The organism is Sphingomonas sp. GW821-FHT10C01, from assembly GCF_059415525.1.
Genome location: NZ_JBWKNK010000001.1, coordinates 1,298,675 through 1,321,873, shown reverse-complemented (window position 1 = coordinate 1,321,873; position 23,199 = coordinate 1,298,675). Strand labels below are relative to the sequence as shown.

At 66.3% G+C, this 23,199-nt stretch carries 28 protein-coding genes; 9 read left to right on the top strand and 19 right to left on the bottom strand.

Annotation, left to right across the window (positions count from 1 at the left end):
• Positions 1–10: 10 nt before the first annotated feature.
• The 5 genes from AC07M1_RS06485 to AC07M1_RS06465 all read right to left on the bottom strand — a co-directional run bounded on the left by AC07M1_RS06485 (position 11) and on the right by AC07M1_RS06465 (position 3,171).
• Positions 11–760, bottom strand: coding sequence for an HvfC/BufC N-terminal domain-containing protein (locus tag AC07M1_RS06485; protein WP_495161740.1), 750 nt, complete (start codon positions 758–760; stop codon positions 11–13).
• A complete protein-coding gene (gene bufB, locus AC07M1_RS06480) occupies positions 757–1,590 on the bottom strand; it encodes an MNIO family bufferin maturase (RefSeq protein WP_495161739.1) in 834 nt (277 codons plus the stop codon). The genes AC07M1_RS06485 and bufB overlap by 4 nt, the downstream gene beginning before the upstream one ends.
• Positions 1,591–1,639: 49 nt before the next feature.
• Positions 1,640–1,909, bottom strand: a complete 270-nt coding sequence (gene bufA2 / locus AC07M1_RS06475) for a BufA2 family periplasmic bufferin-type metallophore (protein WP_495161738.1) — start codon at positions 1,907–1,909, stop codon at positions 1,640–1,642.
• Positions 1,910–1,993: 84 nt separating this feature from the next.
• The gene (locus tag AC07M1_RS06470) at positions 1,994–2,635 is read right to left on the bottom strand and encodes a DUF1109 domain-containing protein (protein ID WP_495162821.1); all 642 of its coding nucleotides are present in this window, start codon (positions 2,633–2,635) and stop codon (positions 1,994–1,996) included.
• On the bottom strand, positions 2,635–3,171 hold the full coding sequence (locus AC07M1_RS06465) for a sigma-70 family RNA polymerase sigma factor (protein WP_495161737.1): 537 nt from the start codon (positions 3,169–3,171) through the stop codon (positions 2,635–2,637). Before AC07M1_RS06465 ends, AC07M1_RS06470 begins: the two co-directional genes overlap by 1 nt.
• A gap of 208 nt (positions 3,172–3,379) precedes the next feature.
• On the opposite strand from AC07M1_RS06465, the gene AC07M1_RS06460 reads away from it, so the two are divergent.
• A complete protein-coding gene (locus AC07M1_RS06460) occupies positions 3,380–3,661 on the top strand; it encodes a BufA1 family periplasmic bufferin-type metallophore (protein ID WP_495161736.1) in 282 nt (93 codons plus the stop codon).
• 62 nt (positions 3,662–3,723) lie between these two features.
• Positions 3,724–4,209 carry a DoxX family protein gene (locus tag AC07M1_RS06455; protein WP_495162820.1) on the top strand — a complete coding sequence of 162 codons (486 nt, stop codon included), beginning with the start codon at positions 3,724–3,726 and terminating at the stop codon, positions 4,207–4,209.
• Here the strand turns inward: AC07M1_RS06455 and AC07M1_RS06450 are convergent.
• The 3 genes from AC07M1_RS06450 to AC07M1_RS06440 are packed head-to-tail and all read right to left on the bottom strand — an operon-like array spanning position 4,176 to position 5,741.
• Complete coding sequence (locus AC07M1_RS06450; RefSeq protein WP_495161735.1) at positions 4,176–4,547, bottom strand: VOC family protein; 372 nt, start codon at positions 4,545–4,547, stop codon at positions 4,176–4,178. The two genes, AC07M1_RS06455 and AC07M1_RS06450, sit on opposite strands and share 34 nt — an antisense overlap.
• 32 nt (positions 4,548–4,579) lie before the next feature.
• On the bottom strand, positions 4,580–5,350 hold the full coding sequence (locus tag AC07M1_RS06445) for an SDR family NAD(P)-dependent oxidoreductase (RefSeq protein ID WP_495161734.1): 771 nt from the start codon (positions 5,348–5,350) through the stop codon (positions 4,580–4,582).
• A gap of 10 nt (positions 5,351–5,360) precedes the next feature.
• Positions 5,361–5,741, bottom strand: coding sequence for a hypothetical protein (locus tag AC07M1_RS06440; protein WP_495161733.1), 381 nt, complete (start codon positions 5,739–5,741; stop codon positions 5,361–5,363).
• 58 nt (positions 5,742–5,799) lie between these two features.
• Between AC07M1_RS06440 and AC07M1_RS06435 the strand changes: the two genes are divergently transcribed.
• Positions 5,800–6,417 carry a TetR/AcrR family transcriptional regulator gene (locus AC07M1_RS06435; RefSeq protein WP_495161732.1) on the top strand — a complete coding sequence of 206 codons (618 nt, stop codon included), beginning with the start codon at positions 5,800–5,802 and terminating at the stop codon, positions 6,415–6,417.
• A 92-nt stretch (positions 6,418–6,509) separates the two neighbouring features.
• On the opposite strand, the gene AC07M1_RS06430 is transcribed toward AC07M1_RS06435, so the two are convergent.
• Positions 6,510–7,754, bottom strand: a complete 1,245-nt coding sequence (locus AC07M1_RS06430; RefSeq protein WP_495161731.1) for an MFS transporter — start codon at positions 7,752–7,754, stop codon at positions 6,510–6,512.
• Between the two features lie 92 nt (positions 7,755–7,846).
• Here AC07M1_RS06430 and AC07M1_RS06425 point away from each other — a divergent pair, with 92 nt between their 5' ends.
• Positions 7,847–8,614 carry an AraC family transcriptional regulator gene (locus AC07M1_RS06425; protein ID WP_495161730.1) on the top strand — a complete coding sequence of 256 codons (768 nt, stop codon included), beginning with the start codon at positions 7,847–7,849 and terminating at the stop codon, positions 8,612–8,614.
• 42 nt (positions 8,615–8,656) lie between these two features.
• On the opposite strand, the gene AC07M1_RS06420 is transcribed toward AC07M1_RS06425, so the two are convergent.
• The 5 genes from AC07M1_RS06420 to katG form a co-directional block, all read right to left on the bottom strand.
• Entirely contained in the window at positions 8,657–10,462 is a 1,806-nt protein-coding gene (locus AC07M1_RS06420; RefSeq protein ID WP_495161729.1) for an acyl-CoA dehydrogenase C-terminal domain-containing protein, read from the bottom strand.
• 16 nt (positions 10,463–10,478) lie between these two features.
• Positions 10,479–10,910 (bottom strand): MerR family transcriptional regulator, encoded by a 432-nt coding sequence (locus tag AC07M1_RS06415; RefSeq protein ID WP_495161728.1) that lies wholly within the window; start codon positions 10,908–10,910, stop codon positions 10,479–10,481.
• Positions 10,911–10,941: 31 nt separating this feature from the next.
• Positions 10,942–11,442, bottom strand: coding sequence for a hypothetical protein (locus AC07M1_RS06410; RefSeq protein ID WP_495161727.1), 501 nt, complete (start codon positions 11,440–11,442; stop codon positions 10,942–10,944).
• A complete protein-coding gene (gene hisI / locus AC07M1_RS06405; protein ID WP_495161726.1) occupies positions 11,439–11,801 on the bottom strand; it encodes a phosphoribosyl-AMP cyclohydrolase in 363 nt (120 codons plus the stop codon). The genes AC07M1_RS06410 and hisI overlap by 4 nt, the downstream gene beginning before the upstream one ends.
• 214 nt (positions 11,802–12,015) lie before the next feature.
• Complete coding sequence (gene katG / locus AC07M1_RS06400) at positions 12,016–14,208, bottom strand: catalase/peroxidase HPI (protein ID WP_495161725.1); 2,193 nt, start codon at positions 14,206–14,208, stop codon at positions 12,016–12,018.
• Between the two features lie 321 nt (positions 14,209–14,529).
• Here katG and purF point away from each other — a divergent pair, with 321 nt between their 5' ends.
• The 3 genes from purF to AC07M1_RS06385 all read left to right on the top strand — a co-directional run bounded on the left by purF (position 14,530) and on the right by AC07M1_RS06385 (position 17,041).
• Positions 14,530–15,981, top strand: coding sequence for an amidophosphoribosyltransferase (gene purF / locus AC07M1_RS06395; RefSeq protein WP_495161724.1), 1,452 nt, complete (start codon positions 14,530–14,532; stop codon positions 15,979–15,981).
• Between the two features lie 5 nt (positions 15,982–15,986).
• Positions 15,987–16,697 (top strand): SDR family NAD(P)-dependent oxidoreductase, encoded by a 711-nt coding sequence (locus AC07M1_RS06390; RefSeq protein WP_495161723.1) that lies wholly within the window; start codon positions 15,987–15,989, stop codon positions 16,695–16,697.
• Positions 16,698–16,798: 101 nt separating this feature from the next.
• Positions 16,799–17,041 carry a hypothetical protein gene (locus tag AC07M1_RS06385; RefSeq protein WP_495161722.1) on the top strand — a complete coding sequence of 81 codons (243 nt, stop codon included), beginning with the start codon at positions 16,799–16,801 and terminating at the stop codon, positions 17,039–17,041.
• Between the two features lie 9 nt (positions 17,042–17,050).
• On the opposite strand, the gene AC07M1_RS06380 is transcribed toward AC07M1_RS06385, so the two are convergent.
• Genes AC07M1_RS06380 through AC07M1_RS06360 form a run of 5 tightly spaced genes read right to left on the bottom strand, consistent with a single transcriptional unit; the run spans position 17,051 to position 21,346 of the window.
• On the bottom strand, positions 17,051–17,542 hold the full coding sequence (locus AC07M1_RS06380; protein ID WP_495161721.1) for an FKBP-type peptidyl-prolyl cis-trans isomerase: 492 nt from the start codon (positions 17,540–17,542) through the stop codon (positions 17,051–17,053).
• 28 nt (positions 17,543–17,570) lie between these two features.
• A complete protein-coding gene (locus AC07M1_RS06375; RefSeq protein ID WP_495161720.1) occupies positions 17,571–18,461 on the bottom strand; it encodes an alpha/beta fold hydrolase in 891 nt (296 codons plus the stop codon).
• Positions 18,462–18,489: 28 nt separating this feature from the next.
• Positions 18,490–18,921, bottom strand: a complete 432-nt coding sequence (locus AC07M1_RS06370) for a hypothetical protein (RefSeq protein WP_495161719.1) — start codon at positions 18,919–18,921, stop codon at positions 18,490–18,492.
• Positions 18,918–19,370, bottom strand: a complete 453-nt coding sequence (locus tag AC07M1_RS06365) for a YybH family protein (RefSeq protein ID WP_495161718.1) — start codon at positions 19,368–19,370, stop codon at positions 18,918–18,920. Before AC07M1_RS06365 ends, AC07M1_RS06370 begins: the two co-directional genes overlap by 4 nt.
• Entirely contained in the window at positions 19,367–21,346 is a 1,980-nt protein-coding gene (locus tag AC07M1_RS06360) for a putative bifunctional diguanylate cyclase/phosphodiesterase (protein WP_495161717.1), read from the bottom strand. Before AC07M1_RS06360 ends, AC07M1_RS06365 begins: the two co-directional genes overlap by 4 nt.
• Positions 21,347–21,405: 59 nt before the next feature.
• Here AC07M1_RS06360 and moaA point away from each other — a divergent pair, with 59 nt between their 5' ends.
• Both moaA and AC07M1_RS06350 read left to right on the top strand, forming a co-directional pair.
• A complete protein-coding gene (moaA, locus tag AC07M1_RS06355; protein WP_495161716.1) occupies positions 21,406–22,404 on the top strand; it encodes a GTP 3',8-cyclase MoaA in 999 nt (332 codons plus the stop codon).
• Positions 22,401–23,174 (top strand): NAD kinase, encoded by a 774-nt coding sequence (locus AC07M1_RS06350; RefSeq protein WP_495161715.1) that lies wholly within the window; start codon positions 22,401–22,403, stop codon positions 23,172–23,174. Before moaA ends, AC07M1_RS06350 begins: the two co-directional genes overlap by 4 nt.
• Positions 23,175–23,199: the final 25 nt, after the last annotated feature.

Below are 23,199 nucleotides of genomic sequence, written 5' to 3'. Positions count from 1 at the left end.
TCAAGCGGTATCAGTCGGTTTCAACCGCGACGATCAACCCGTCGCCGAGCCACTGGCCGAGCATCTGCCCCGCCTGCACGATGCCGTCGTCATCGCCATAGGTATCGACCATCGCGGCGCAGAGCGCAGCGAAGGGCAAGCCCCGACGGACCGAGAGTAGCGCCTGCCGCTCCCACTGGCCGATCGCGCGGAAGCGGGACTCGCCGGCATGGCGCCAGACGATCATGGCACCGGCTTCGGGGAGTATCTCGACGCCCGGTGGGGTTATGCCATTGGCGAGGGTCGTCCAGATCGCGGTTACGTTGGTGGTCAGCTTTGCGAGATCGAGCGTGGGGGTGAAGCGCAGCACGGCGCGGTCCCAGTCGATCCGGGTGAGGTCTTCGTCCAGCATCGGGCTGTCGGGTCCGACGAACGCTTCCCCCAGCGCCATTTCGAGCCAGGCAAGTTCGGCGACCTCGGGATCGTCGGGATAGAGCAGCGCCAGCGTCGCGGGGAAATCGCGGGGATAGGCGTCGAGCGTCCAGCTGCTGGGCGGGACGCGCGCGATATGAGCGATCACCGCCTGCTCGAACGCCTCGCCGCCGATCCAGGCGCGCGTGCGCGCGAAGCTTTCCTCAAGGCAGGCGACAAGCTGTGCGCGGTAATTGTTGAGATAGACGCGCAGCCCCGGATCCGCCCCGACGCCGAGGCGAGCGGTGATCGCTTCATCCTCGCGCTTCAGCCAGCCGCGCATATCGCGCTGAAGATCGAGCAGGCTCATGCCGCCACCCGCGCCCCATCCGCCGCGATCCGACGGGCGATGGCCAACTCGCCAAGCAGTTCGTGCAGCGGGGGGATCGCATCGTCCCGCTCGATCATGGTCGCGACCGGACCGAGGCGCGGCAAGACATGCGCGTAGAGGTCCCACACCGATGCGGGCACGGGCTGGTCGTGCGTGTCGATCAACAGCTCCGTACCCTGGCTATGGCCTGCCAAATGGATCTGGCGGACCCGGTCATGGGGTACGCCATCGAGATAGGCGAGCGGGTCGAAGCCGTGATTGGTGGCACTGACGAAGACATTGTTGACGTCGAGCAGCAAGTCGCAGCCGGTGCGCGCGCACATCGCCGCGAGAAATTCCCATTCGGTCATCTGCGCAGGCGCGATGTCGAGATAGGATGAGGGGTTTTCGATCAGCATCGTACGCCCAAGCGCGTCCTGCGCGCGGCCGATATTGGCGCAGACCAGATCGAGCGCCTCGAACGTATAAGGCAAAGGGAGCAGGTCGTGCGAGTTGAACCCCTCGATCCGTGTCCAGCTCAGGTGATCGGAGACGAACAGCGGATCGATCTCATCCACCAGCGCGCGCAACCGGGCGAGATAGGCGGGGTCGAGCCCGTCGGCCGAGCCGATCGACATCGACACACCGTGCAGCGCGACGGGATAGCGCGCGCGGACGTCGCGCAGGATTTCGCGCGGCCGGCCGCCATCGACCATGAAATTCTCGGAAATCACCTCGACGAAGTCCACCGCGACGCGATGATCGAGGAATTCGGCATAATGCGGCTTGCGCAGGCCGAGGCCGAAGGCGTGGCGGGAAACGGGCATCATCGTCCTTTCGGAACCGCCGGCCCGGCGCAGGCACCGGGCCGGCACGCCTTTACTTGGCCTCGGTCAGGCTGCCGCCTGCCGCCTTGCATGCCTTCACCGTCAATGACTTGAAACCCTGGCCCTTGCAGGTGTTCTGGCCGCGGCATTCGTTGGCTGCGGTCTTGCAGTCCGACGAGCCCTTGCAGGTGTTGATGCCGTAGCAATGGACGGTCTTGGCGGCGCCCGCCTTTTCCTTGGCGACCGCGACCGAGGGCATGGCGGCGAGCGCGACGACGGCGGCGGATGCGGCGATGCTGGCGCCGGTACGAACGGTGATCATCGGGAAATCTCCAGAATTGGATACAGCCGGATTGGCTTCCCGAATTCGACGCCGCCGCCCCGGCGGTTACAGCCGGCGCGGAATTTACCAGCGCAGCAGACGCGGCCCGACCAGCGCACCGAGCGCCGAAGCGAGGACGATGCCGAGCGAATACCAGGTGAGCACGAACACCGCCGACACTTCGGGACAGTGGAGACAATAGATGGTCGCCGAGAACGCGCCCGCCGCCAGCCCCGCCGCCGCCCCCGCTGCGCGCAGCCGCGTGGGCGCGAGCCGGCGGAACGACCAGAGCAGGCCGACAAAGATCGGGATGGCGAGCAGCAGCACATGCCATGGGCAGCTCGCCCAGCTATGCCCCAGCAGCATGTGGAGCCAATGGCTTGTCGGGACCCGGCTCAGTTCGACCGCGCCCATCACCGCCAGCGGCACCACGGGGACCAGCAGTAGCCAGCGCCAGCGCAGCATGTTGCTGTCCGGGCGGGCGAGCTGGACGGTGAGGACCAAAGCGACCAATGTCAGCGAAATGGTGTAACCCCATTTCATCCAGAAGCTGACGCCGCGCATCGCCAGCATCAGATCCGGACGGATCCCGAGCCACATCAGCGCCCAGACCGCCGACACCAAAGCGCCGAGCAGCAGGCCGATCGCCAGCCGCCGCCCGACCGCGTTGCGGCGGACCGGGGCCACGTCGTCCGACAGGCGGCGGATGAGATCGCCGGTATCCATCATGCCCTCCCCTGTATCCGCGCGGCGAGCGCCTTCAACCCGCGATGCACCGAGACCTTGACGTCGGATTCGCCGAACCCGCCGGCCGTCGCGGCCTCGGCGACGCTCAACCCGTCGATCCGCGTCGCACGGATTAGCCCGGCCTGTTTGGCGGGCAGCGTTTCGAGCAGATCGTCGACATCGATCCGGGCGGCGGCAACGCTTTCGAAATCCTCGGCGACCAGCACATCCTCCAGCCCCTCGATCGGGCGGAGGCGGCGCCCGCGGCGAAAATGGTCGATCATCTTGTAGCGCGCGATCGCGAACAGCCACGCGGTGAAGGCGCGGCCAGGGTCGTAGGTTGCGCGGCGCACATGCACCGCAATCAGCGTTTCCTGCACCAGATCCTCGATATCGTCATCCGAGCCGCTGGCGCGGCGCCGGTAGAAGCCGCGCAGCAGCGGAACGAGCACGCCGAGCAACGCGGCATGCGCCGCGGCATCGCCGTCCAGTCCCGCGACCATCAGCTCGCGCAACGCCTCTTCATTCGCCCGCATGCATGCTCCTCGACCGGAGTTCGGCGTAGCCGGGGAGAAGGTTACACCGGATTGCGACGAAATCTTTCAGCCCATCTGTAACCGCGATCGGCGGGCACGCGAACTGGATCCCGTGACCCCGGCATCCCGCCTCCTTCCGGGGCACCGCGCGGCCCGGCTTCCCCTGTACCGGGCCGCGCACCGGAGGCCCCGATCGAAAGGACAGATTATGCGTTCCACTCATGCCACGCTGGCCGCCGGCCTTGCCCTCGCCACGCTTGGCGGCGCCGCGCTCACCGGCACGGCTTCGGCCCAGACCAAGCCCAAGATGGAGAAATGCTACGGCGTTTCGCTGGCAGGCAAGAATGACTGCGCCGCCGGCGCCGGCACGAGCTGCGCCGGCACGTCGAAGGTCGATTACCAGGGCAATGCCTGGAAGCTGGTCAAGGCCGGCACCTGCACCGCGATCCAGACCCCCAAGGGCAAGGGTTCGCTGACCCCCAAGGCCTGAACCCGCCAGCCATGACGAAGGCGGCCGGGGTTTCGCGCCCCGGTCGCGCTTGTTCGGAGACGATGATGATTTCGCTCTATCGCCGCTTCGCGCGGATCGCATCGGCGCTGCTGCCCGACGCTCTGCTGTTGCTGGTCGCACGGCTGGGCATCGCCGCGATCTTCTTCCTGTCGGGCCGGACCAAGGTGGAAGGGCTGCTGCACATCACGGACGCCACCTATTTCCTGTTCGAGAACGAGTATGCGCTGCCGCTGATTCCGCCGCATATCGCCGCGATGGCCGCGACCGGGGCCGAGCATCTGTTCCCGCTGCTGCTGGTTCTGGGGCTCGGTACGCGGGTGTCGGCGCTGGCATTGCTCGCCATGACCGCAACCATCCAGATCTTCGTCTATCCGGACGCCTGGCCGACGCATCTGAGCTGGGCGGCGATCCTGTTGCCGCTGGTCGCGCGCGGCGGGGGAGCGATCAGCATCGATGCACTGCTTGCGCGGGGGCAGCCTTGGCGGGACCGCGCTCAACCCAGTGGGTCGATCGTGAAGAACTCGTAGCTATTGCCATCGCGATCCCACACATAGACCCCGCGTCCGCCATTGAGACGGTTGATCGCCGCATCCCGCGAGAACGGCCCCGAGCCGAAAGGCAGGTCACCCGCCAGGACGCGATCCAGGATCGCATCGAAATCGCCATCGTCGACCAGAAAGGCGAAATGACCGAAGGCGAAGGGCGCCGCATCGTAGAAGTCGAGCGTGAGCCGGTCATTGACCCGCACGGCCATGAACGGTCCCGAAGCCTGCGCGGGCGCGGCGCCGATCAGATCGGCGAAGAATTGCGCCGCCGCACCCCTGTCGGTGCAGCGCATGATGGCGTGGTTGAGTTCGAAACCCATGTCGCGGTGTCTTTCCGGAAAATGGTCGACGATCAGTGCATCAGCCGGCCGCCGGCGATGTCGAGCGTCGCCCCGGTCAGCCATCCCGCGCTGTCCGACGCCAGGAATAACGTCGCCGCGGCGATATCCGCCGGCGTTCCCAGACGGCGGAGCGGATGTGCATCGGCGATTTCCTGTCGTACCGCGGGCGGCATGCGATCCGCCGTGCGATCGGTCAGCACCGCGGACGGCGATATGCAGTTCACCCGCACGCCATCCGGCCCCATGTCCTGCGCGAGCTGTTGGGTCATCAGGATGATTCCGGCCTTCGCGACGCCATAGCCGAGCGGCGCCGAGGACGGTGCCCGTCCCGCGGTCGACGCCATCGTGACGGCGGCGCCACGGCTATTCCTGAGATCCGGGGCGAACGTCCTCAAAGTAAGGAAGGTCGCGGTGACATTATGGTCCAGGCTGGACCGCCAATCCTGTTCGGTCACCTGCTCGATCGGCACAGGCCGGCTGGTGCCGCCGCCGGCAAAGGCGATCAGGATATCGAGGCCGCCCTGCCGCTCGATCAGCGCCGTGCGCGCGGCATCGAGCAGATCGGCGCGCGTGCAGTCGAGCTCGATCGCCGCATGGCCCGACGATATGTCGGCGAGCGAAGCGTGGACACGGTCCAGTCGCGACCGGTCGCGGCCGGCGATCGTCACCCGGACCCCGTTGCGCGCAAGCCAGCGTGCCGTTTCGGCGCCGATCCCGCCGGAGCCGCCGGTGACCAGAGCGGTCTTGCCGGCGAGATCGGGAAAGCGGGGAATATCGTTCATGGTCTCTACCTCAGACATAACGCGACACGGCCATGCAGATGACCGTGACGACGAGCAGCACGGCGGACAGGCGATAGCCGACGGTCACGCGCGGCGAAGGGTCCACGGATCGCAGCCCCGGCCGCACCACGGCGACCTGGATCAGAAAGGCCAGGATTGCCGCAGCGGCGCCCGTCGCGAGGATCATCTCGACGCGCTCGAAGCTGCCCCGGTGCAGGAGATGCCAGAGCAGCAGTCCCGTCAGGATCGCAACGGTCGCGGCGCCAACCTGTGGGCGGAACAATGCCCCCGCCCCCTGTCCGCCGCTTCTGGCGAGAACGAAGGTCGATCCCGCCCAGAAGATCGACGACAGGACATGGACAGCGCTGGCGATAATCAGCAGGGTTTGCATGTGTAAGGCTCCGGGGTCGACAGGCCCATCTCAGATTCGATATACACACTGTATAGTCATGACTCCCGATAAACCGTCAAGGCCCTATTCGACCGAAAAGCGCGACGCGAAGGCGGCGGAGACGCGCACGCGCCTGATCGCCGCCGCACTGGATATTCTGGGTGAAACCGGCGGGCAGGCATTGTCGCTCGACGCGGTGGCCAAGGCCGCGGGCGTCACCCGGCTGACGGTCTATAACCAGTTCGGCTCGCGCAACGGGTTGCTGGAAGCCGCGTTCGATGCGCTGGCCGAGCGAGGCGGCCTGTCGAACCTGGCGGGCGCGATGGCGACGCCCGAGCCGTGTGCGGCACTCGCGCGGGTCGTCGGGACATTCTGCGATTTCTGGATGTCGCACGAAGGGCTGGGCGGGATTTTCGCGGCGTCTGCGGTGGATGCCGAGCTGAACCAGGCCCTGGCAGTGCGCAACGAGCGGCGACGCGCATTATTGGGAATATTGGTCGATCGTCACGGCGTTGCCGATGGCCGGAGCAAGGCGGACATCGTGGACCTGCTGTTCGTCCTGACGAGCTTCGCGACCTTCACCGGCCTGCGTGGCGAACGGCGCAATGGCGAGGCGGTGCGTGATCTGCTGCTGCCGCTTTGCGACCGGGTCCTTTCGGGTCAAGATCCGCGCTGATCCGTGGCCGTGGACAGCAAGGCCCTCGCTGCGCGCCGCATCGGCCGTTGGCGACGGCGCGGGCGGGCGGTCAGCGGATCGACGAACCCTATTCAAAGGGTTCGTCGATGTTCGTCGGAGCGCGGCAGCAAGATCGTCGCGAGGCCCAGAAGGGGCAGATACGCGCAGAACTTGTACACCCAGACGATGCCATAGACGTCCGCAAGCTGGCCGAGCCCAGCCGCCCCGATCCCGCTGATCCCGAACATCAGGCCGAACATCAGCCCTGACACCAGCCCGACGCGGCCCGGGACGAGTTCCTGAGCATAGACGACGAGCGCGGCGAACGCCGACGACATGATCAGGCCAATCGAGATGGCGAAGACCGTCGTCCAGAAGAGATTGGCGTGCGGCAAGATCATCGCGAAGGGCGCGACACCCAGGAAGGACGCCCAGATGACGGCTTTCCGGCCGATGCGATCGCCGACCGGACCGCCGGCGAAGGTTCCGACCGCGACCGCGGCAAGGAAGCAGAAGAGATAGAATTGGGACTCGCGCGCCGTCAGGTCGAAACGCTCGATGAGGTAGAAGGTGAAATAGTTGGTGAACGCACCGATGTAGATGAACTTCGCGAACATGAGGATGCCGATCGCCGAAAGCGCGCGGATGATCTCGCGGCGGCTGTGAGGCGAGGCATGCGAAACGGCGGATGCACCGACCTGCGTCCGGCTCTTCTGCGTCCGCCAACGCGTGACGCCGAACAATACCCAGATCGCCGCGATGGCGACGAAGGCGAGCCAGCCGACCGCGGTCTGCCCGAACGGCAGGATGATCGCCGACGCGACGATGGGGCCGAGGGCGGAGCCCGTGTTTCCGCCGACCTGGAAGGCCGACTGGGCCGTGCCGAACCGCCCGCCCGACGCCATTCGGGCGACGCGCGATGCCTCGGGGTGGAAGGTCGCCGATCCGATGCCGATCACGGCGGACGCCAGGATCAGAGCCGCATAGCTGTCGGCCATCGCGAGAGCGCCGACGCCAGCCAGCGTGACGATCATGCCGAGCGGCAGCAGATAGGGCAGCGGACGCTTGTCGGTATAGAGACCGATCCACGGCTGAAGCAGCGACGCCGTGATCTGATAGACCAGGGCGATCCACCCGATCTGGCCGAAGCTCAGGTGATATTTCTCCTTGAGCAGCGGGTAGATGGCCGGAAGCACAGCCTGGATCAGGTCGTTCAGAAGATGGGCGAACGCGACCGCGCCAACGATCCGTACTACGAGCCTGGGCCCATCCTGTCGCGGCGCGGCGGGGGGAAGGATGCTGGGGCCGGCCGTCAGGCCGGCGGTGGAATCGGTCACGATCGGATCTTTCGGTGTCTGGAAGCGCCCGCCTAGCAACCGCCCCTCTTTCCCGCTTGCTTGTATGAGCCAATCAATTCTGCGAGTGGGACATGGTGCAATTTTATCCCGACGAGAATGATCATGTGGCGCGACCCGTCATCGCCATCGGCCACAACTATCCGGACTCGTTCGAGCTGGCGGAGCATCGGCATCGCCGCAGCCAGTTTCTCTATGCCGCGACCGGCGTGATGGCGGTCAGCACGCCCACCGGTGCCTGGGTGGCGCCGCCCGAACGTGCGGTCTGGATTCCCGGCGGCACACCGCATTCGGTGCGCATGGTCGGCGCGGTGCAGACCCGCAGCGTTCTTGTCGAACCGGAAGAATGTTTGCGGCGGGGCGCCGAGTGCCAGGTCGTCGGCGTATCGCCGTTGCTCCGCCACCTGTTGCGTGCCGCGGCCGATGTGCCACCCGAATATGATGTCGCCGGCCGCGACGGGCTGGTCATGCATCTGCTGATGGCGGAAATCGACGATGCGCCGCTGATCCCGCTGGCGGTCCCCTTCCCGTCGCACCCCGCGCTCGCAAGGCGATGCCACGCCTTTCTGGAGCGGCCGAACGCCACAGCGACGATCGACGAGTGGGCGGATGCCATGGGGATCAACCGCCGCAGCTTCACGCGGCTCTTCCGACTCGAGACGGGGATGAGCTTTGCCGAATGGCGTCAGCAGGCCTGCCTGTCGGCAGCGCTCCCCAAACTGGCGGCCGGAGAGCCGGTGACATCGATTGCCTATGACCTCGGCTATGACGGTCCGGGCAATTTCTCGACCATGTTCAAGCGCATGCTCGGCGTTCCGCCGAGCCGTTACCGCTCGCCATAGCAAGCGGGGACGTCGCGGCCGGGCCGCGACGTCCCCTTCTCCTCACGCGGCGCGGAACATCTCGGGCGGGAGCGCCATGATGGTCTCCGAGCCGCCCTCGATCTTGCGGCGGAGCGCGCCCGCGTCGGGCATGATGCGTTCGGCATAGAAGCGCGCGGTGACGAGCTTGGCTTCGAGGAACGCCTTGTCCTCGGCCTCGCCCGAGGCGAGCGCGGTGACGGCGGCGTCGGCCATGCGAAGCCACATCAGGCCGATCGCGACGATACCGGTGAGCTGCATGTAGCTATAGGCGCCGGCGCCGACCTGATTGGGGTTCTGCATGCCATTGGCCATGAACCACATGGTCGCGGCCTGCAGCTGGCCATTGGCCTTTTCCAGTGCCTCGGCGAAGCTCGCCAGCTCGGGCTTGCCCTTGGCGGCGGCGACTTCCTCACCCACCACCTTGAAGAAAGTCTGGATCGCGCGGCCACCATTCTGGGCGAGCTTGCGCCCAACCAGATCCATCGCCTGCACGCCGTTGGTGCCTTCGTAGATCATCGCGATGCGGGCATCGCGGACGTACTGCTCCATGCCCCATTCGGCGATGTAGCCATGGCCGCCATAGACCTGCTGCGCGTCGGTCGCGATCTTGTAGCCGGCATCGGTGCCGACGCCCTTGATGACGGGCGTCAGCAGACCGACGAGATCGTCGGCGAGCTGGCGCTCCTCCTCGGTCGCGGCGAGATGGGCGAGATCGACCTGGAGGCCGCCCCACAGGCATAGCGCGCGCAGGCCCTCGGTCATCGCCTTGGCTTCCATCAGCATGCGGCGGACATCGGGATGGACGAACAACGTGTCGGCCTTCTCCTCCGGATCCTGCGCGCCGGTGAGCGCCCGGCCCTGGCGGCGGTCGCCGGCATATTGGACGGCGTTCTGATAGGCGACTTCTCCGATGCCGAGGCCCTGGAGACCGACGCCGAGGCGCGCGGCGTTCATCATGATGAACATCGCGGCGAGGCCCTTCATCTCCTCGCCGACCAGCCAGCCGGTGGCGCCGTCATAGTTCATGACGCAGGTCGAGTTGGCGTGGATGCCCATCTTGTGCTCGATCGAGCCGCACGAGACCGCATTGCGATCACCCAGTGAGCCGTCGTCGTTGACGATGAACTTGGGCACCACGAACAGCGAGATGCCCTTGCTGCTCTCCGGCGCACCCGGCGTCTTGGCCAGCACGAGGTGGATGATGTTGCTGGTGAGGTCATGCTCGCCGGCCGAGATGAAGATCTTGGTGCCCGTGATCGACCAGCTGCCGTCGGCGGCCGGCTCGGCGCGGGTCTTGATGAGGCCGAGATCGGTGCCGCACTGCGGCTCGGTCAGGTTCATCGTGCCGCCCCATTCGCCCGAGATCATCTTCGGGACGTATTTGGCCTGCTGTTCAGGGCTGCCCTTGACCAGCAGCGAAGCGATCGCGCCATGGGTAAGGCCCGGATACATGGCGAAGGCCATGTTCGAGCTGATCATGAACTCCTGGAACGCGGTCGAGACAACGTGCGGCATGCCCTGCCCGCCGAATTCCTCCGGCGCGGAGAGCGTGCCCCAGCCGCTCTCGACGAACTGGGCATAGGCTTCCTTGAAGCCGTCCGGCGTGGTGACGCTGCCGTCGGGGTTGCGCTTGCACCCCTGCTGGTCGCCCGACAGGTTGATCGGGAACAGCACCTCGGCGACGAACTTGCCGCCCTCCTCCAGCACCGCATTGACGACATCGGGGGTCGCGGCGGCAAAGCCGGGGAGGTTGGCGTAACGGTCGATCTTCAGAACCTGGTCGAGCACGAAACGGGTGTCGCGCACCGGGGGCGTATATTGCGGCATCTCTCTGTTCCTGTTCTTATTTCGCGGGTTGCGCGCGGCCTTCGAGGACCGCGACGAAATCTTCGAGCTCGGCAATATGCGCGTCGATATCGACCTTCTGGCGCTCGAGCAGCTCGATGCGCGCGCGGCACTTGTCGAGCGTCACCTGATGCTGGGTGCGGCGTTCGTCGCCGAGATCGTAGAGGTCGATCATCTCGCGAATCTCGGCGAGACTGAACCCGACGCGCTTGCCGCGCAGGATCCAGGCGAGTCGCGCGCGATCGCGATGCGAGTAGATGCGGGCAAGGCCGCGCCGCTCGGGCGCGATCAGGCCTTCATCCTCGTAGAAGCGCAGCGCCCGCGCCGTCACCTCGAACTCGGCGCACAGGTCCGAGATCGAGAAACTCTCCTTGTCAGGCCGGACTTCGGTCGGAGCGAAGCTGGCCACATGCTTCACGGTCGTTGCCATGAACCATGTTTACGCCGACCTTACGTTAACGTCAATCTTCACAAAGACGCTTTCCTTCGGCGCTGCGCAGCGCCCGCGCTTCGGCAGCGGAACCGCTCAGCCGCTCGGCATCGAGCGCGGCGAAGGACGCGCGCGGACCGCAGAATTTGGCGCATTCGGGCGGTACGGTCGCCGGAAAGCGGATATGTTCGCCGTCGAAGCGCGCGTCGAAGGAGCAGGTGACGCCGCCCTTCCCGGTGAGCGTCACCGCCAGCGTCTCACCCGATCGCGTAACGATGCCCGTGCCGGTGCAGGACAGGCCCTCGCCATAGTCGACGAACGCACCGATCCGGTAGCTGTCGCCCTTCTGGACGATACAGACCCGATCGGTGTCGCGCGCATAGAGGCCGGTCAGATCGGTCTCCGCAGGGTCGCGGACCAGGCCACGCTCAATCGCGGCGGATTCGAGATCCTGGGGCGTGGCGGACTGGTTCTCGTTCCCACCGCCCGAACAGGCGGCGAGGAAGAACAGCGCCGCGACCGCCAGCCTCATGCGTCGCGCACCAGCGCGCCATGCTCGATTCGCCGGAAGAAGCAGCTGCGCTCGCCAGTGTGGCAAGCAGGGCCGGCGGCATCGACCTTGAGCCACAGCGCGTCCTGATCGCAGTCGATCCGCGCTTCGACCACGCGCAGCACGTTGCCCGAGCTTTCGCCCTTCTTCCACAGCCGCCCCTTGCTGCGCGACCAGAACCATGCCTCGCCGGTGTCGAGCGTCTTCGCCAGCGCATCGGCGTTCATATGCGCGAGCATGAGGAGCTCACCGGTCGCCGCGTCGGTGGCGACGGCGGTGATCAGGCCGTTGGCGTCGTATTTGGGGTCGAGGGCGAGCGTGGAGTCGCGTGGGTCGGTCATGGAGGCGTGTTAGCCCCACTCCCTTCGGTCGTCACCCCGGCCTTGTGCCGGGGTCCACCGGGAGGCGCGTTGAGGGCTTCAGGCTCGACGGCATCGCGTGAGGCTGCGTGGATCCCGGCACAAGGCCGGGATGACGGAGAGAGCTGGATAGCTGAGGGACAAATGGAAACGGCCGCGGTTTCCGCCGCGGCCGCTCCTGATCGCATCGACTCGCTCAGGCGAGGTCGAAGCGATCGGCGTTCATCACCTTGGTCCAGGCGGCGACGAAGTCCTTGACGAACTTCTCCTCATGCCCGGTCTCGGCATAGACTTCGGCGACCGCGCGCAGCTCCGAGTTCGAGCCGAAAACGAGGTCGGCACGGCTGGCACGCCAGGTCTCGCCACCGCTGGTGCGGTCGGTGGCGACATATTCCTCGTCATCCGACCCGTCGACGGCCTTCCAGACATTGGTCATGTCGAGCAGGTTGACGAAGAAGTCGTTGGTGAGCTGGCCCGAGCGCTTGGTGAAATGGCCATGGCCGCGCTCACCGTGATTGGCGCCGAGCACGCGCAGGCCGCCGATCAGCACCGTCATCTCCGGCACCGACAGGCCGAGCAACGACGCGCGGTCGAGCATCAGCTCCTCGGTCTTCACCGCCAGCTTCTTGGGCAGATAGTTGCGGAAGGCGTCAGCCTGCGGCTCCATCACCGCGAAGCTGTCGGCATCGGTCTGCTCAGCCGTCGCATCGCCACGGCCGCCGGTGAAGGGCACCGCCACGCTGGAGCCGGCATCCTTGATCGCCTTTTCCAGCCCGACCACGCCGCCGAGCACGATCGCATCGGCGAGCGAGAGGTTGCCGCGCAGCCCGTCGAGCGTGGACAGAACCTTGGCGAGCGACGCCGGCTCGTTGACCTCCCAATCCTTTTGCGGGGCGAGCCGGACGCGCGCGCCATTGGCACCGCCGCGGAAGTCGGACTTGCGGAAGGTGCTGGCCGAAGCCCAGGCAGCCTTGATCAGCTGACTGACCGTCAGACCACTCGACGCGATCGCCGCCTTCACCGCAGCGACATCACCGTCCGAAGGCTTGGTGCCGGCGGGGATCGGATCCTGCCAGATCAGGTCTTCGGCGGGGACTTCAGGGCCAAGGTAGCGGACCTTGGGCCCCATGTCGCGATGGGTCAGCTTGAACCAGGCGCGGGCGAAGGCATCCTTGAACGCTTCATGGTCGTTGCGGAACCGCTCGCTGATCGCGCGATAGGCCGGGTCGCGCTTCAGCGCCATGTCGGCGGTGGTCATCATGGTCGGGACCTTGATGTTCGGATCCCACGCCGCCGGCGCCATGTCCTCCTCTTTCTGGTCGATCGGTTGCCACTGATTGGCGCCCGCGGGGGACTTCACCAGCTCGTATTCATAGTCGAACAGCAGGCGGAAGAAATTCTCGGTCCATTCGCGCGGGGTGTTGGTCCAGGCGCCTTCGATGCCGCTGGTGACGGTATGCTGGCCGATACCGCCGCTTTCATGGCCACTGACCCAGCCAAAGCCCTGCGCGGCGAGATCGCCGCCAGCGGGTGCGGCACCGAGCAGCGAGGCATCGCCATTGCCGTGCGCCTTGCCGAAGGTGTGACCGCCGGCGGTGAGCGCGACGGTCTCCTCGTCGTTCATCGCCATGCGCGCGAAGGTTTCCTTCATGTCGCGCGCCATGCCCGCATCGTCGTGGGGATTGCCCTGCGGTCCTTCGGGATTAACGTAGATCAGGCCCATCTGGATCGCGGCGAGCGGGCCTTCGAGTCCTTCAAGGCCCTTGTCGGGCGCGATGCGGGTCTGGACGCCCTCATTCACCCATTTGTCTTCCGAACCCCAATAGATGTCGCGCTCGGGCTCGAACACGTCGGCACGGCCGCCGCCGAAGCCGAACACCGGGCCGCCCATCGATTCGATCGCGACATTGCCAGCGAGAATGAAGAGATCGGCCCAGCTGATATGCTTGCCGTATTTGCGCTTGATCGGCCACAGCAGGCGGCGCGCCTTGTCGAGATTGCCATTGTCCGGCCAGCTGTCGAGCGGCGCGAAGCGCTGCTGCCCGCTATTGGCGCCACCGCGCCCGTCGGCGGTGCGATAGGTGCCCGCGGCGTGCCAGGCCATGCGGATGAAGAACGGGCCATAATGGCCATAGTCCGCTGGCCACCAGGGCTGGCTGTCGGTCATCAGCGCGGTGAGATCGGCCTTGAGCGCGGCATAATCGAGCTTCTTGAAGGCTTCGGCATAATCGAAATCGGCGCCCATCGGGTTGGACGCGCCGTTGGGGTTGAGGATTTCGGTGGCCAGCATCTCGGGCCACCAGTCGCGGTTGGTGCGCCCAAGCAGGGCGCGGACGCCGCCGTTAAACGGGCAGCCGCCGCCGTCGATCGATCCGGTCTTCGCGTCCATGTGCCTGATCCCTCCGTGTGGTTTTGGTTGAGGGGAGGCTATGCGAACGCCTTCCCCCGCCAAAACGAGTTAAACAGGTCAGTGCGAGCGGGAAAATCGATCAATACCCCCTATTTTGACATATTCGTTCAATGAGAGCGGATCGCGGCGATCGAATTGCCCCGATCCACCGTCAAACTTCCAACGATTCCAATCCCCTTTGCGCCCCGAACGCGTCTGGAAACGCTCGCGCTCGATCGTTGATGTTACAAAAGGGCGACAAGCGCGGATCGAGTGCCTATATGCGCGCCCATCGACCAACGATTCCCCCGCGAAGGGCCGATGCTGACCACGAATCCGTTTGATGACGACAAGCTGCGCGAAGAGTGCGGCATCTTCGGCGTTTCCGGCGCCGACGGTGCAGCCGCACTCGTTGCGCTGGGCCTCCACGCGCTCCAGCACCGCGGCCAGGAGGCCGCCGGTATCACCAGCTGGGACGGCACCCATTTCCACAGCCATCGCGCGATGGGCCATGTCGCGGGCAATTTCGACCGCGACGAGGTGATGCGCACGCTATCCGGCAGCGTGGCGTGCGGACATGTCCGCTACGCCACCACCGGCGATTCGGGGATGCGCAACGTCCAGCCGCTCTATGCAGAACTGGCGAGCGGCGGCTTCGCAGTGGCGCATAACGGCAACATCTCCAACGCGATGCACGTGCGCCGCGAGCTGATCCAGCGCGGGTCGATCTTCCAGTCCACGTCGGACACGGAAACGATCATCCACCTGGTCGCGACCAGCGGCTATCGCGACCTGCTCGACCGCTTCATAGACGCGCTCAAGCAGATCGAGGGCGCCTATTCGCTGATCTGCATGACGCCTGAGGGCATGATCGCGTGTCGCGACCCGCTGGGTATCCGTCCGCTGGTGATGGGCCGGCTGGGCGACGCCTATATCTTCGCGTCGGAAACGGTCGCGCTCGACGTGGTTGGCGCCGACTATGTCCGCGACGTCGAGCCCGGCGAGCTGGTGATCGTGCAGAATGGCGAGCTGCGCTCGATCCGCCCCTTCACCGCGATCGCGCCGCGCCCGTGCATCTTCGAATGGGTCTATTTCTCGCGCCCCGATTCGATCTCGGAAGACCGCTCGGTCTATTCGGTGCGCAAGAACATCGGCGCCGAAATCGCGATCGAATCGCCGGTGGAAGCCGATCTGGTCATCCCGGTTCCCGATTCGGGCGTGCCTGCGGCGATCGGCTATGCCCAGCAATCGGGCATCCCGTTCGAGCTCGGCATCATCCGTTCGCATTATGTCGGCCGGACCTTCATTCAGCCGAGCGCCGAAGTCCGGCGGCTGGGCGTCAAGCTGAAGCACAACGCCAATCGCGACCTGATCCAGGGCAAGCGCATCATTCTGGTCGACGACTCGATCGTGCGCGGCACCACCAGCCTGAAGATCGTCGAGATGATGCGCGAAGCCGGCGCCGCCGAGGTCCATATGCGCATCGCCAGCCCGCCAACGACGCACAGCTGCTTCTATGGCGTCGACACACCGGAGCGCTCGAAGCTGCTCGCCGCCCGGATGGACGTTGCCGGCATGGCCGAGTTCATCAAGGCCGACAGCCTGGCCTTCGTATCCATCGACGGCCTGTACCGCGCGCTGGGCGAAGCGAAGCGGACGCAGGTGCTGCCCAAATATTGCGATGCCTGCTTCACCGGTGAGTATCCGACGCAACTGACCGACCATAATGAGCAGGCGGAAAGCCAGCTCGCCCTTCTCGACGAGCCGGCCTGAACCCCATGACCGAACAGATTCTTGCGGGGCGCGTCGCGCTCGTCACCGGCGCGAGCCGCGGCATCGGCGCCGCCACCGCGATTGCGCTTGCCGCCCAGGGCGCGCATGTCGTGCTAACCGCCCGCACCGCCGGGGGCCTCGAGGAAGTCGAGGAGGCGATCTTCGCCGCGGGGGGCAGCGCCACCATCGCCCCAATGGACCTGCTCGAGACCGATTCAATTCCGCGCCTCGCCGCCGCTCTGGCCGAGCGTTGGGGGAAGCTCGACCTGCTGGTGCTCAACGCCGCCGCGCTGGGCACGCTGTCCGCCATTGCCGCGTTCGATCCCAAGGAAGTCGCCAAGACCCTCGCGCTCAACGTCAGTGCGCAGGCGGCGTTGATCGGCGCGTTCGACCCGCTGCTGCGAAAGGCCGATAATGGCCGGGTCATCGGCCTGACCTCAACCGTCGCGCGCAAGCCACGGGCGTTCTGGGGCCTCTATGGCGCGACCAAGGCCGCGTTCGAGAATCTGGTGCTGAGCTATGGCGAGGAAGTGCGTAACCTGACCAAGGTGCGCGTTGCCCTGCTCAACCCTGGCGCGACCCGCACCAAGATGCGCGCGCGGGCCTATCCGGGCGAAGCGCCTGAGAGCGTCAAGGCGCCGGAAGTCGTGGCGGAGCGGATCGTTGCGCTGCTGGCACAGGATTTCGAGACCGGGGCGTTCGAAACGCTCGACTGACCGGTCGGACCCAATCGGACTCGGTTCGTCGCAATTGCGACGGACGGCCCCTTTCGAACCGAGGATGGCTTCCTAGCTAAGACCCGAGAGGGAGAGCAGGAATGTATTCGCCGCCCGCGACGATCGCGCCCGAGATCATTGCCTGCATCTATGAGGGGCGGCTGCCCACCTTCGGCGAGTTGCGCCGCGTCGCAAGACGCATTCGCGAGGAGCTTCGTGGCGCGCGGAGCGTGTTCCGGTGGGAGCGCAACACCGACGTGCGCGAACGCCGCATGATGCTGCGCGCGGCGCTGGCCGCGCTTGCCGGCAGCGGGATCAGGCGGCGCAAGGTCGTCACCGCCTGATCGATCGCGTCAGGAGGCCGGCTCGATCCCGAGCAACTCCACCGTGAACAGCAAGGTCGCGCCGCCGGGGATCGGGCCGCGCCCCTTGGGCCCATAGGCGATCTGCCAGGGGATCGCGAACTCGACCTTGTCGCCGATGCCCATCAGCTGAACCCCCTCGGTCCATCCCGGGATCACCCGGTTGAGCGGGAAGGTGGCGGGCGTACCGCGCCGGACAGAGCTGTCGAACTCGGTGCCGTCGGTAAAGGTGCCGACATAATGGACGGTGACCTGATCCGTGGGCCCGGGATGCTTGCCGCTGCCGTTGCCGGCGATGAGGCGCCAGCGCAGCCCGCTGGCCGTCGCGTGCCAACCCTTGCCACCATGGCGCTCGGCGAGCGCGAGCATCTGCTTGTTGTGCCAGGCAGCGTCCTGAGAGACGTCAGGCGCATCGGTCTGGGCGTTGGCGGCCGGGATCGCGGCGAGCGCGCAGCCGAATGCAATCAAAGAAGCCTTGAACATCGTATCTATCATTTCCCTGTAAGTGTCTTCACGCCGCGAGGAAGGCCTTGACCTCCGCCTGGAAGAAGGGGGCGTTGTCCCACATCAGAAAGTGCGCGGCATTGGGCACGCGCTTGAGCACCGCGCCCTTCAGCGGGGCGTAGGACATCTGGTAATAGCCATCCATCTGGACGTCGGTGATCGGCGCGCCCTTCGGCGTGACATAGAGCACGAGCGTCTTCGCGGTGATCTTCGGCAGCTCGGGCATCAGGTTGGTCATGACCAGCTCACCATAGGAGCGCGCCACCACATCGCGGTCGGACTTCATCGCGTCGTCGAGCGCGCCGGCACGCATATTCTCGGTCGCGACCATCGAGGCGATCGTCTGCTCCTGCCGCTTCGCATAGGCGTCGGCGGGTGAGGTCCGCATACTGGTCATGATCCCGTCGGCGATCGGCTTCAACGTCTCCGGAGTGGCGCTAGGGCCGCCGAACATCGCGCCCATGAACGGGAACATGTCGACCACCATCAGCTTCGACACACTCGCCGGATGGCGCGCCGAAAGCATCATGCCGATCGATCCGCCCATCGAATGGCCGATCACCGCCACCGGACCGAGCTTCCGCTCGGCGATGTAGCGGGCAATTTCCTCCGCGACCGGTGCGGCGACATTACCCTCGCTGTTGCCGCCCTTGTCGGTGCCGGCGAAGCCATGGACCTGGACCTTGTGCCAGCGATAGCCGGGGGTCGCGGCGATCATCTCCGTCCAGACGCGTGGGGACGAGGTGAGGCCGGGGATCAGGACCACATCCTTGCCCTTCCCTTCCACCGTGACGGTGATGCGGGTGGAGGCGAAATCCTTCGCCATAGCGGGCGCCGACGAGACGATGGCGGTGAGCAGCAGCGCGACGAACGCGAACAAGCCGCGACGATGAATCATGACAGGTCCTCCCGGTTTCGCGCGGAAACTATCGGGGGGTGATCGGCTCGTCCATCTCGATCACGATATCCTCGTCGATCGCAGCTTCCTCATCCAGCTCCTCGACGGCGAACGCCTCGCGGTTCATCACGAAGCTGCCGTGATAGCCAGAAAAGCGCCATTCGCCGGTCACCTCGGTCCCGTCATCGTTGATCGTCCCGGCATAGGCGACCGAATGGGCGAGCGGCCCCGCCGGGTCATATTGTTTCATGAAGCGCAGCCGGGCACCCGTGCGGTCGCCGTCGACAAAGGCGCGGCGAATCTCCTCGACTCCGCTATTGTCGGGTTCGGTGATCGTCCCGCTCACCTCGCCGCCGGTCTCGTCGAGTTGCGCGATGAAGCTGTTCTCATCGGCTCCGAAAGAGGTAGCAAAATAACGACCATACCAGACGCCAGTCACGTCCTGCGGATCGGTGATCAACTGCTGTGATCCGCCATGATCTTCCAGCCGCGCGTCTCGCGCCGGAAGAGCAGTGAAGTCATTCCGGTCTGCACCGCGCCTCCTGCCGCCGGGGTCAGCGTCCAGCGCGCGATCAAGTGCGCGTGCATCGATCCAATCAGTCGGAAATCCTCAAACTTGAAACTCAGCCGTGTGCGCTTCGGCCGCTCGCCGGGGCCGAACTGGTCGGCATAATTCTTCGCATAGCGCGCGCGGATCGGTCCCAACCCGCGTTCAAAGCCCTTGGAACCGGTGAAGCTGGTGGCGGGATCGTCCGAATAGACGGCGAGAAAGGTATCAAGGTCGCCATGGTTCCAACCCTGTGCACTGTCCGCCATCGCCAACGCGATCTGAGCCTGAGCATCGGCCGGTTCCTTCGCCGTGGAGGGAAGCGCCATGAAGGCGATCAGCAACGCGAGCAGCCATCTCATTCGCGTGTCTCCACCAACTGCTCGAGTTCCGTGATCGTCAACGGCTCGGCGCACAGGAAACCTTGGTAGAACTGGCACCCTTCCTTGGCGAGCAGTTCGAGCTGTTCTTGTGTCTCAACCCCCTCCGCGACAACCGCGAGGCCAAGCGAGCGGGCCATATCGATCACGCCGCGCACCACCACCCGATCGCGGGCCGATCCGGTGATGTCCTGCGTCAGCTTGCGGTCGATCTTGAGATAGTCGAGCGGCAGCGCCTTCAGATAGGCAAGGCTGGAATAGCCAGTCCCGAAATCGTCGATCGCGACGCGGCAGCCCGCGACGCGCAACCCGGCAAGCAGGCGCGCGGCTTCACTGAGGTCACCGATCAGCCCGCCTTCGGTAATCTCGACCGTCAGGCGGCCACGCGGAAAGCCGCTCGAATCCACCCAGTCGAGGAACAGATCGGCGAATCCCATGCGCGTGACGTCCGCCGCGGTGACGTTGACCGAAAGGCGCAGGCCGCGCAGCTCCGCCGGCCACGCCGCGGCCTGGTTCAACGCAAGCCGCTGGACGTGCTCCGACAAAGCAAGTTCCAGCCCCGCGCGCGCCGCAGCGGCGAACAGCATCTCCGCTCCGATTTCGCCCGTCGCATGGCGCCAGCGGGCCAGCGCCTCGACCCCGACGATCGCACCGGTCGAGACCACCACCTGTGGCTGGAAGCGCAGCTCGATCTCCCCCGCCTCCATCGCCCGGCGCAGATCGACCGCGAGCGTATCGACCGGAACGCTCCCCTCAGGGGCATCGTTGCCCGCCAGCGTATCGCTGGCGCGGCGCAGCAGGCTTGCGGCGCTATCGTCCGGTTCGGATATGGCGATCGCGGTGCGGGCGCCCAGCGGCATGATCTCGTCCCCGATCACAAAGGGGCGTGACAACGCTTCTTCGATCCGCATCGCCACGGCTTCCAGCAGGTCGGCCGCCGCCCCTTCGGAAGCGACGACGAATTCGGCCCCGGCGACACGCGCCGCCACGAAATGGCGCCCCAGGACCTCGCGTGCGGCCTCACCCAACCGACCGGAGGCCGCGCGCAGCAGCGAATCGCCCGCAGTTCGGCCATAGGCGGTGTTGACCATTTCGAACCGGTTGAGCGCGGCGAGCACGACGCCCACCGGCTGCTTCTCGCCCAGTCGCCGCTCGATCCAGCGGCGCACACCCGCCCCGTCATGCACTCCGGCGAGCGCGTCACGCACCGCCGCGCCGGCATCCACCTCTCCCAATCGCTCGATCAACGCATGGATTCGCCCAGTGCGGGCATCATGCTGAAGATGCTCGACCACTCGGCCCGCCCCCTTCAGCTCATGCGCGAACGCTGTGGCCGAAAGGCCGCCGCGCAACCGCCCGAACGCAGCGCGCAACGCACGCCTGTCGCCCGCTTCCACCCGACGCAGCATCGCCCGCACCGAAGGTTCCTCGCCCAGCCCGAGCATTGCCGCCAGCGCTGGAGTCACCTGGACCGAGGCGAGCGCGGAATCGTAACGCCAGCCCAGCGGCTCGGCATCGCCGACGATCACCGGCCCCTCGCCACCGACGCGCTGCGCATGACGGGCGGCGAAGCGCAGCGCCTGGACGAACTCGGCTTCGCGCATAGGACTGGCCAGGAAGTGGGTGGCCCCGGCGTCGTAGAATTCGCCGAGCCGCGCGGAATCATTTCTTGAGACCAACGCGAGCAGCGCCCCGCCAGTCGCGCCCGCGACCCCGGCCAGCGAGCGCACCGCGGCCAGCCCCTCCTCCACCGCGCCGCGCGCATCCACCACCGCGACAGCGGCCCCGCTCGCCAGCAACCGCCGCTCCGCGCCGTCGGCACGGCGTGCCGCGACCACGCGCCAGCCCGCTGCGGCGGCAAGCGCGGCAAGCTCGTCACGCTGACGAAACGACAACAGGAAAACCGGCCGTTTGCGCGCGGTGATCGGCGTGGCTTGGATGGGCGCGGCTTCGGTCATCGGCGCCATTCCTAACCCAAGGCTTGCTGCGAAGTCATCAACGGCTTAGCTGCTTTTTCATGGCGACCGCGCCCGCCCTGATCGACCGTCATGGCCGCACGATCCGCTACCTCAGGGTATCGGTGACGGACCGGTGCGATCTGCGCTGCCGATATTGCATGGCCGAGAAGATGAGCTTTCTCCCCCGCAGCCAATTGCTGGCGCTGGAGGAGATCGCGCTGATCGCCGAACGCTTCATCGCCCGGGGCGTCACCAAGATCCGGCTGACCGGCGGCGAGCCGCTGGTGCGCAGCGACGCGATCGATCTGGTTCGACGGCTGGGACGGCATGTCGGAGCGGGCCTCGACGAACTGACGATGACCACAAATGGGACACGGCTGACAGAATATGCGCGGACGCTGGCCGATGCGGGCGTGCGGCGGATCAATGTCAGCCTGGACAGCCGCGACCCCGAAACCTTCCGCCACATCACCCGCCAAGGCGATCTGCGCCAGGTGCTGGACGGCATCGCCGCAGCACGGGCGGCGGGCCTTACGGTCAAGATCAACATGGTCGCGCTCAAGGGCCTGAACGATCATGAAGTCGCGCCGATGCTGCAATGGGCCGGTGCGAACGAGATGGACCTGACACTGATCGAGACGATGCCGCTCGGTGCGATCGACGAGGATCGCGCCGAGCGCTTCATGCCGCTGAGCGAAATATTCGACGATCTGTCGCACCGCTTCACGCTGACGCCTGATCGGCATAACAGCGGCGGCCCGGCACGTTATTGGCATGTCGCGGAGACCGGCGCGCGGCTCGGTCTGATCACGCCGCTGACCGGCAATTTCTGTGAGAGCTGCAACCGCGTGCGGCTGACTACGGAGGGGAAGTTGTTCACCTGTCTCGGTCATGAGGACCAGGTCGATCTCAAGGCGGCGATCCGTGGCGGCGGAATCGCCGCTGTCGACGCCGCGATCGACGATGCGCTCGCGGTCAAGCCCGCGCGGCACGATTTCAGCGTCGCATCCGGCGCAGCGCCTGCCGTCACCCGCCATATGAGCGTGACCGGCGGATGAGCGGCATCCGCCGGGCGCTGGTCGCCTCCCCCACCAATCCCGCCGAGGTCGCCGCGCATGAACTGCTCGCGGCGCATGACTGGGTGCACCCGGACGAGGCGGAGATGATCGTCGCGCTGGGCGGCGACGGCTTCATGCTCCAGACGCTGCACATGCTGCTGGAAAAGCACCGCAACCTGCCGGTGTTCGGGATGAACCTGGGCACGATCGGGTTCCTGATGAATGAATGGCGGCCCGACGGGCTGGATTCGCGCCTGAACCGCGCACGCCCGTTCAAAGTGACGCCGCTGGTGATGACCGCGACCACGGTCGAGGGCGAGACCCATCACCTGCCCGCGATCAACGAGGTGTCGCTGCTGCGCGAGACGCGCCAGACCGCCAAGCTCGAAGTGACGGTGAACGACCGCGTCGTGCTGCCCGAACTGGTGTGCGACGGCATCCTGGTCGCGACGCCGGCGGGATCGACCGCCTACAACCTGTCCGCGCATGGGCCGATCCTGCCGCTGGGCTCGCAGATGCTCGCTTTGACCCCGATCAGCCCGTTCCGGCCTCGGCGCTGGCGCGGCGCGATCCTGCCTGAAAAGGCGCGGATCTCGCTGGTGGTGCTCGACCCCGGCAAACGCCCGGTGAGCGCCGTCGCCGATCAGCGCGAAGTCCGCGACGTCGCGCGCGTCGATATCGAGATCGATCCCAAGCGGGACCTGACGCTGCTGTTCGATCCGGAACATGCGCTGGACGACCGCATCACGATGGAACAGTTCGTCGCCTAGAAGGCGTCGGAAACGCCGGCGGAAA

Bases quoted from the DNA above. Each gene is read 5' to 3' on its own strand.
- AC07M1_RS06485 (WP_495161740.1), bottom strand. From the start codon at position 760: ATGAGCCTGCTCGATCTTCAGCGCGATATGCGCGGCTGGCTGAAGCGC.
- bufB (WP_495161739.1), bottom strand. From the start codon at position 1,590: ATGATGCCCGTTTCCCGCCACGCCTTCGGCCTCGGCCTGCGCAAGCCG.
- bufA2 (WP_495161738.1), bottom strand. From the start codon at position 1,909: ATGATCACCGTTCGTACCGGCGCCAGCATCGCCGCATCCGCCGCCGTC.
- AC07M1_RS06470 (WP_495162821.1), bottom strand. From the start codon at position 2,635: ATGGATACCGGCGATCTCATCCGCCGCCTGTCGGACGACGTGGCCCCG.
- AC07M1_RS06465 (WP_495161737.1), bottom strand. From the start codon at position 3,171: ATGCGGGCGAATGAAGAGGCGTTGCGCGAGCTGATGGTCGCGGGACTG.
- AC07M1_RS06460 (WP_495161736.1), top strand. From the start codon at position 3,380: ATGCGTTCCACTCATGCCACGCTGGCCGCCGGCCTTGCCCTCGCCACG.
- AC07M1_RS06455 (WP_495162820.1), top strand. From the start codon at position 3,724: ATGATGATTTCGCTCTATCGCCGCTTCGCGCGGATCGCATCGGCGCTG.
- AC07M1_RS06450 (WP_495161735.1), bottom strand. From the start codon at position 4,547: ATGGGTTTCGAACTCAACCACGCCATCATGCGCTGCACCGACAGGGGT.
- AC07M1_RS06445 (WP_495161734.1), bottom strand. From the start codon at position 5,350: ATGAACGATATTCCCCGCTTTCCCGATCTCGCCGGCAAGACCGCTCTG.
- AC07M1_RS06440 (WP_495161733.1), bottom strand. From the start codon at position 5,741: ATGCAAACCCTGCTGATTATCGCCAGCGCTGTCCATGTCCTGTCGTCG.
- AC07M1_RS06435 (WP_495161732.1), top strand. From the start codon at position 5,800: ATGACTCCCGATAAACCGTCAAGGCCCTATTCGACCGAAAAGCGCGAC.
- AC07M1_RS06425 (WP_495161730.1), top strand. From the start codon at position 7,847: ATGGTGCAATTTTATCCCGACGAGAATGATCATGTGGCGCGACCCGTC.
- AC07M1_RS06420 (WP_495161729.1), bottom strand. From the start codon at position 10,462: ATGCCGCAATATACGCCCCCGGTGCGCGACACCCGTTTCGTGCTCGAC.
- AC07M1_RS06415 (WP_495161728.1), bottom strand. From the start codon at position 10,910: ATGGCAACGACCGTGAAGCATGTGGCCAGCTTCGCTCCGACCGAAGTC.
- AC07M1_RS06410 (WP_495161727.1), bottom strand. From the start codon at position 11,442: ATGAGGCTGGCGGTCGCGGCGCTGTTCTTCCTCGCCGCCTGTTCGGGC.
- hisI (WP_495161726.1), bottom strand. From the start codon at position 11,801: ATGACCGACCCACGCGACTCCACGCTCGCCCTCGACCCCAAATACGAC.
- katG (WP_495161725.1), bottom strand. From the start codon at position 14,208: ATGGACGCGAAGACCGGATCGATCGACGGCGGCGGCTGCCCGTTTAAC.
- purF (WP_495161724.1), top strand. From the start codon at position 14,530: ATGCTGACCACGAATCCGTTTGATGACGACAAGCTGCGCGAAGAGTGC.
- AC07M1_RS06390 (WP_495161723.1), top strand. From the start codon at position 15,987: ATGACCGAACAGATTCTTGCGGGGCGCGTCGCGCTCGTCACCGGCGCG.
- AC07M1_RS06385 (WP_495161722.1), top strand. From the start codon at position 16,799: ATGTATTCGCCGCCCGCGACGATCGCGCCCGAGATCATTGCCTGCATC.
- AC07M1_RS06380 (WP_495161721.1), bottom strand. From the start codon at position 17,542: ATGTTCAAGGCTTCTTTGATTGCATTCGGCTGCGCGCTCGCCGCGATC.
- AC07M1_RS06375 (WP_495161720.1), bottom strand. From the start codon at position 18,461: ATGATTCATCGTCGCGGCTTGTTCGCGTTCGTCGCGCTGCTGCTCACC.
- AC07M1_RS06365 (WP_495161718.1), bottom strand. From the start codon at position 19,370: ATGAGATGGCTGCTCGCGTTGCTGATCGCCTTCATGGCGCTTCCCTCC.
- AC07M1_RS06360 (WP_495161717.1), bottom strand. From the start codon at position 21,346: ATGACCGAAGCCGCGCCCATCCAAGCCACGCCGATCACCGCGCGCAAA.
- moaA (WP_495161716.1), top strand. From the start codon at position 21,406: ATGGCGACCGCGCCCGCCCTGATCGACCGTCATGGCCGCACGATCCGC.
- AC07M1_RS06350 (WP_495161715.1), top strand. From the start codon at position 22,401: ATGAGCGGCATCCGCCGGGCGCTGGTCGCCTCCCCCACCAATCCCGCC.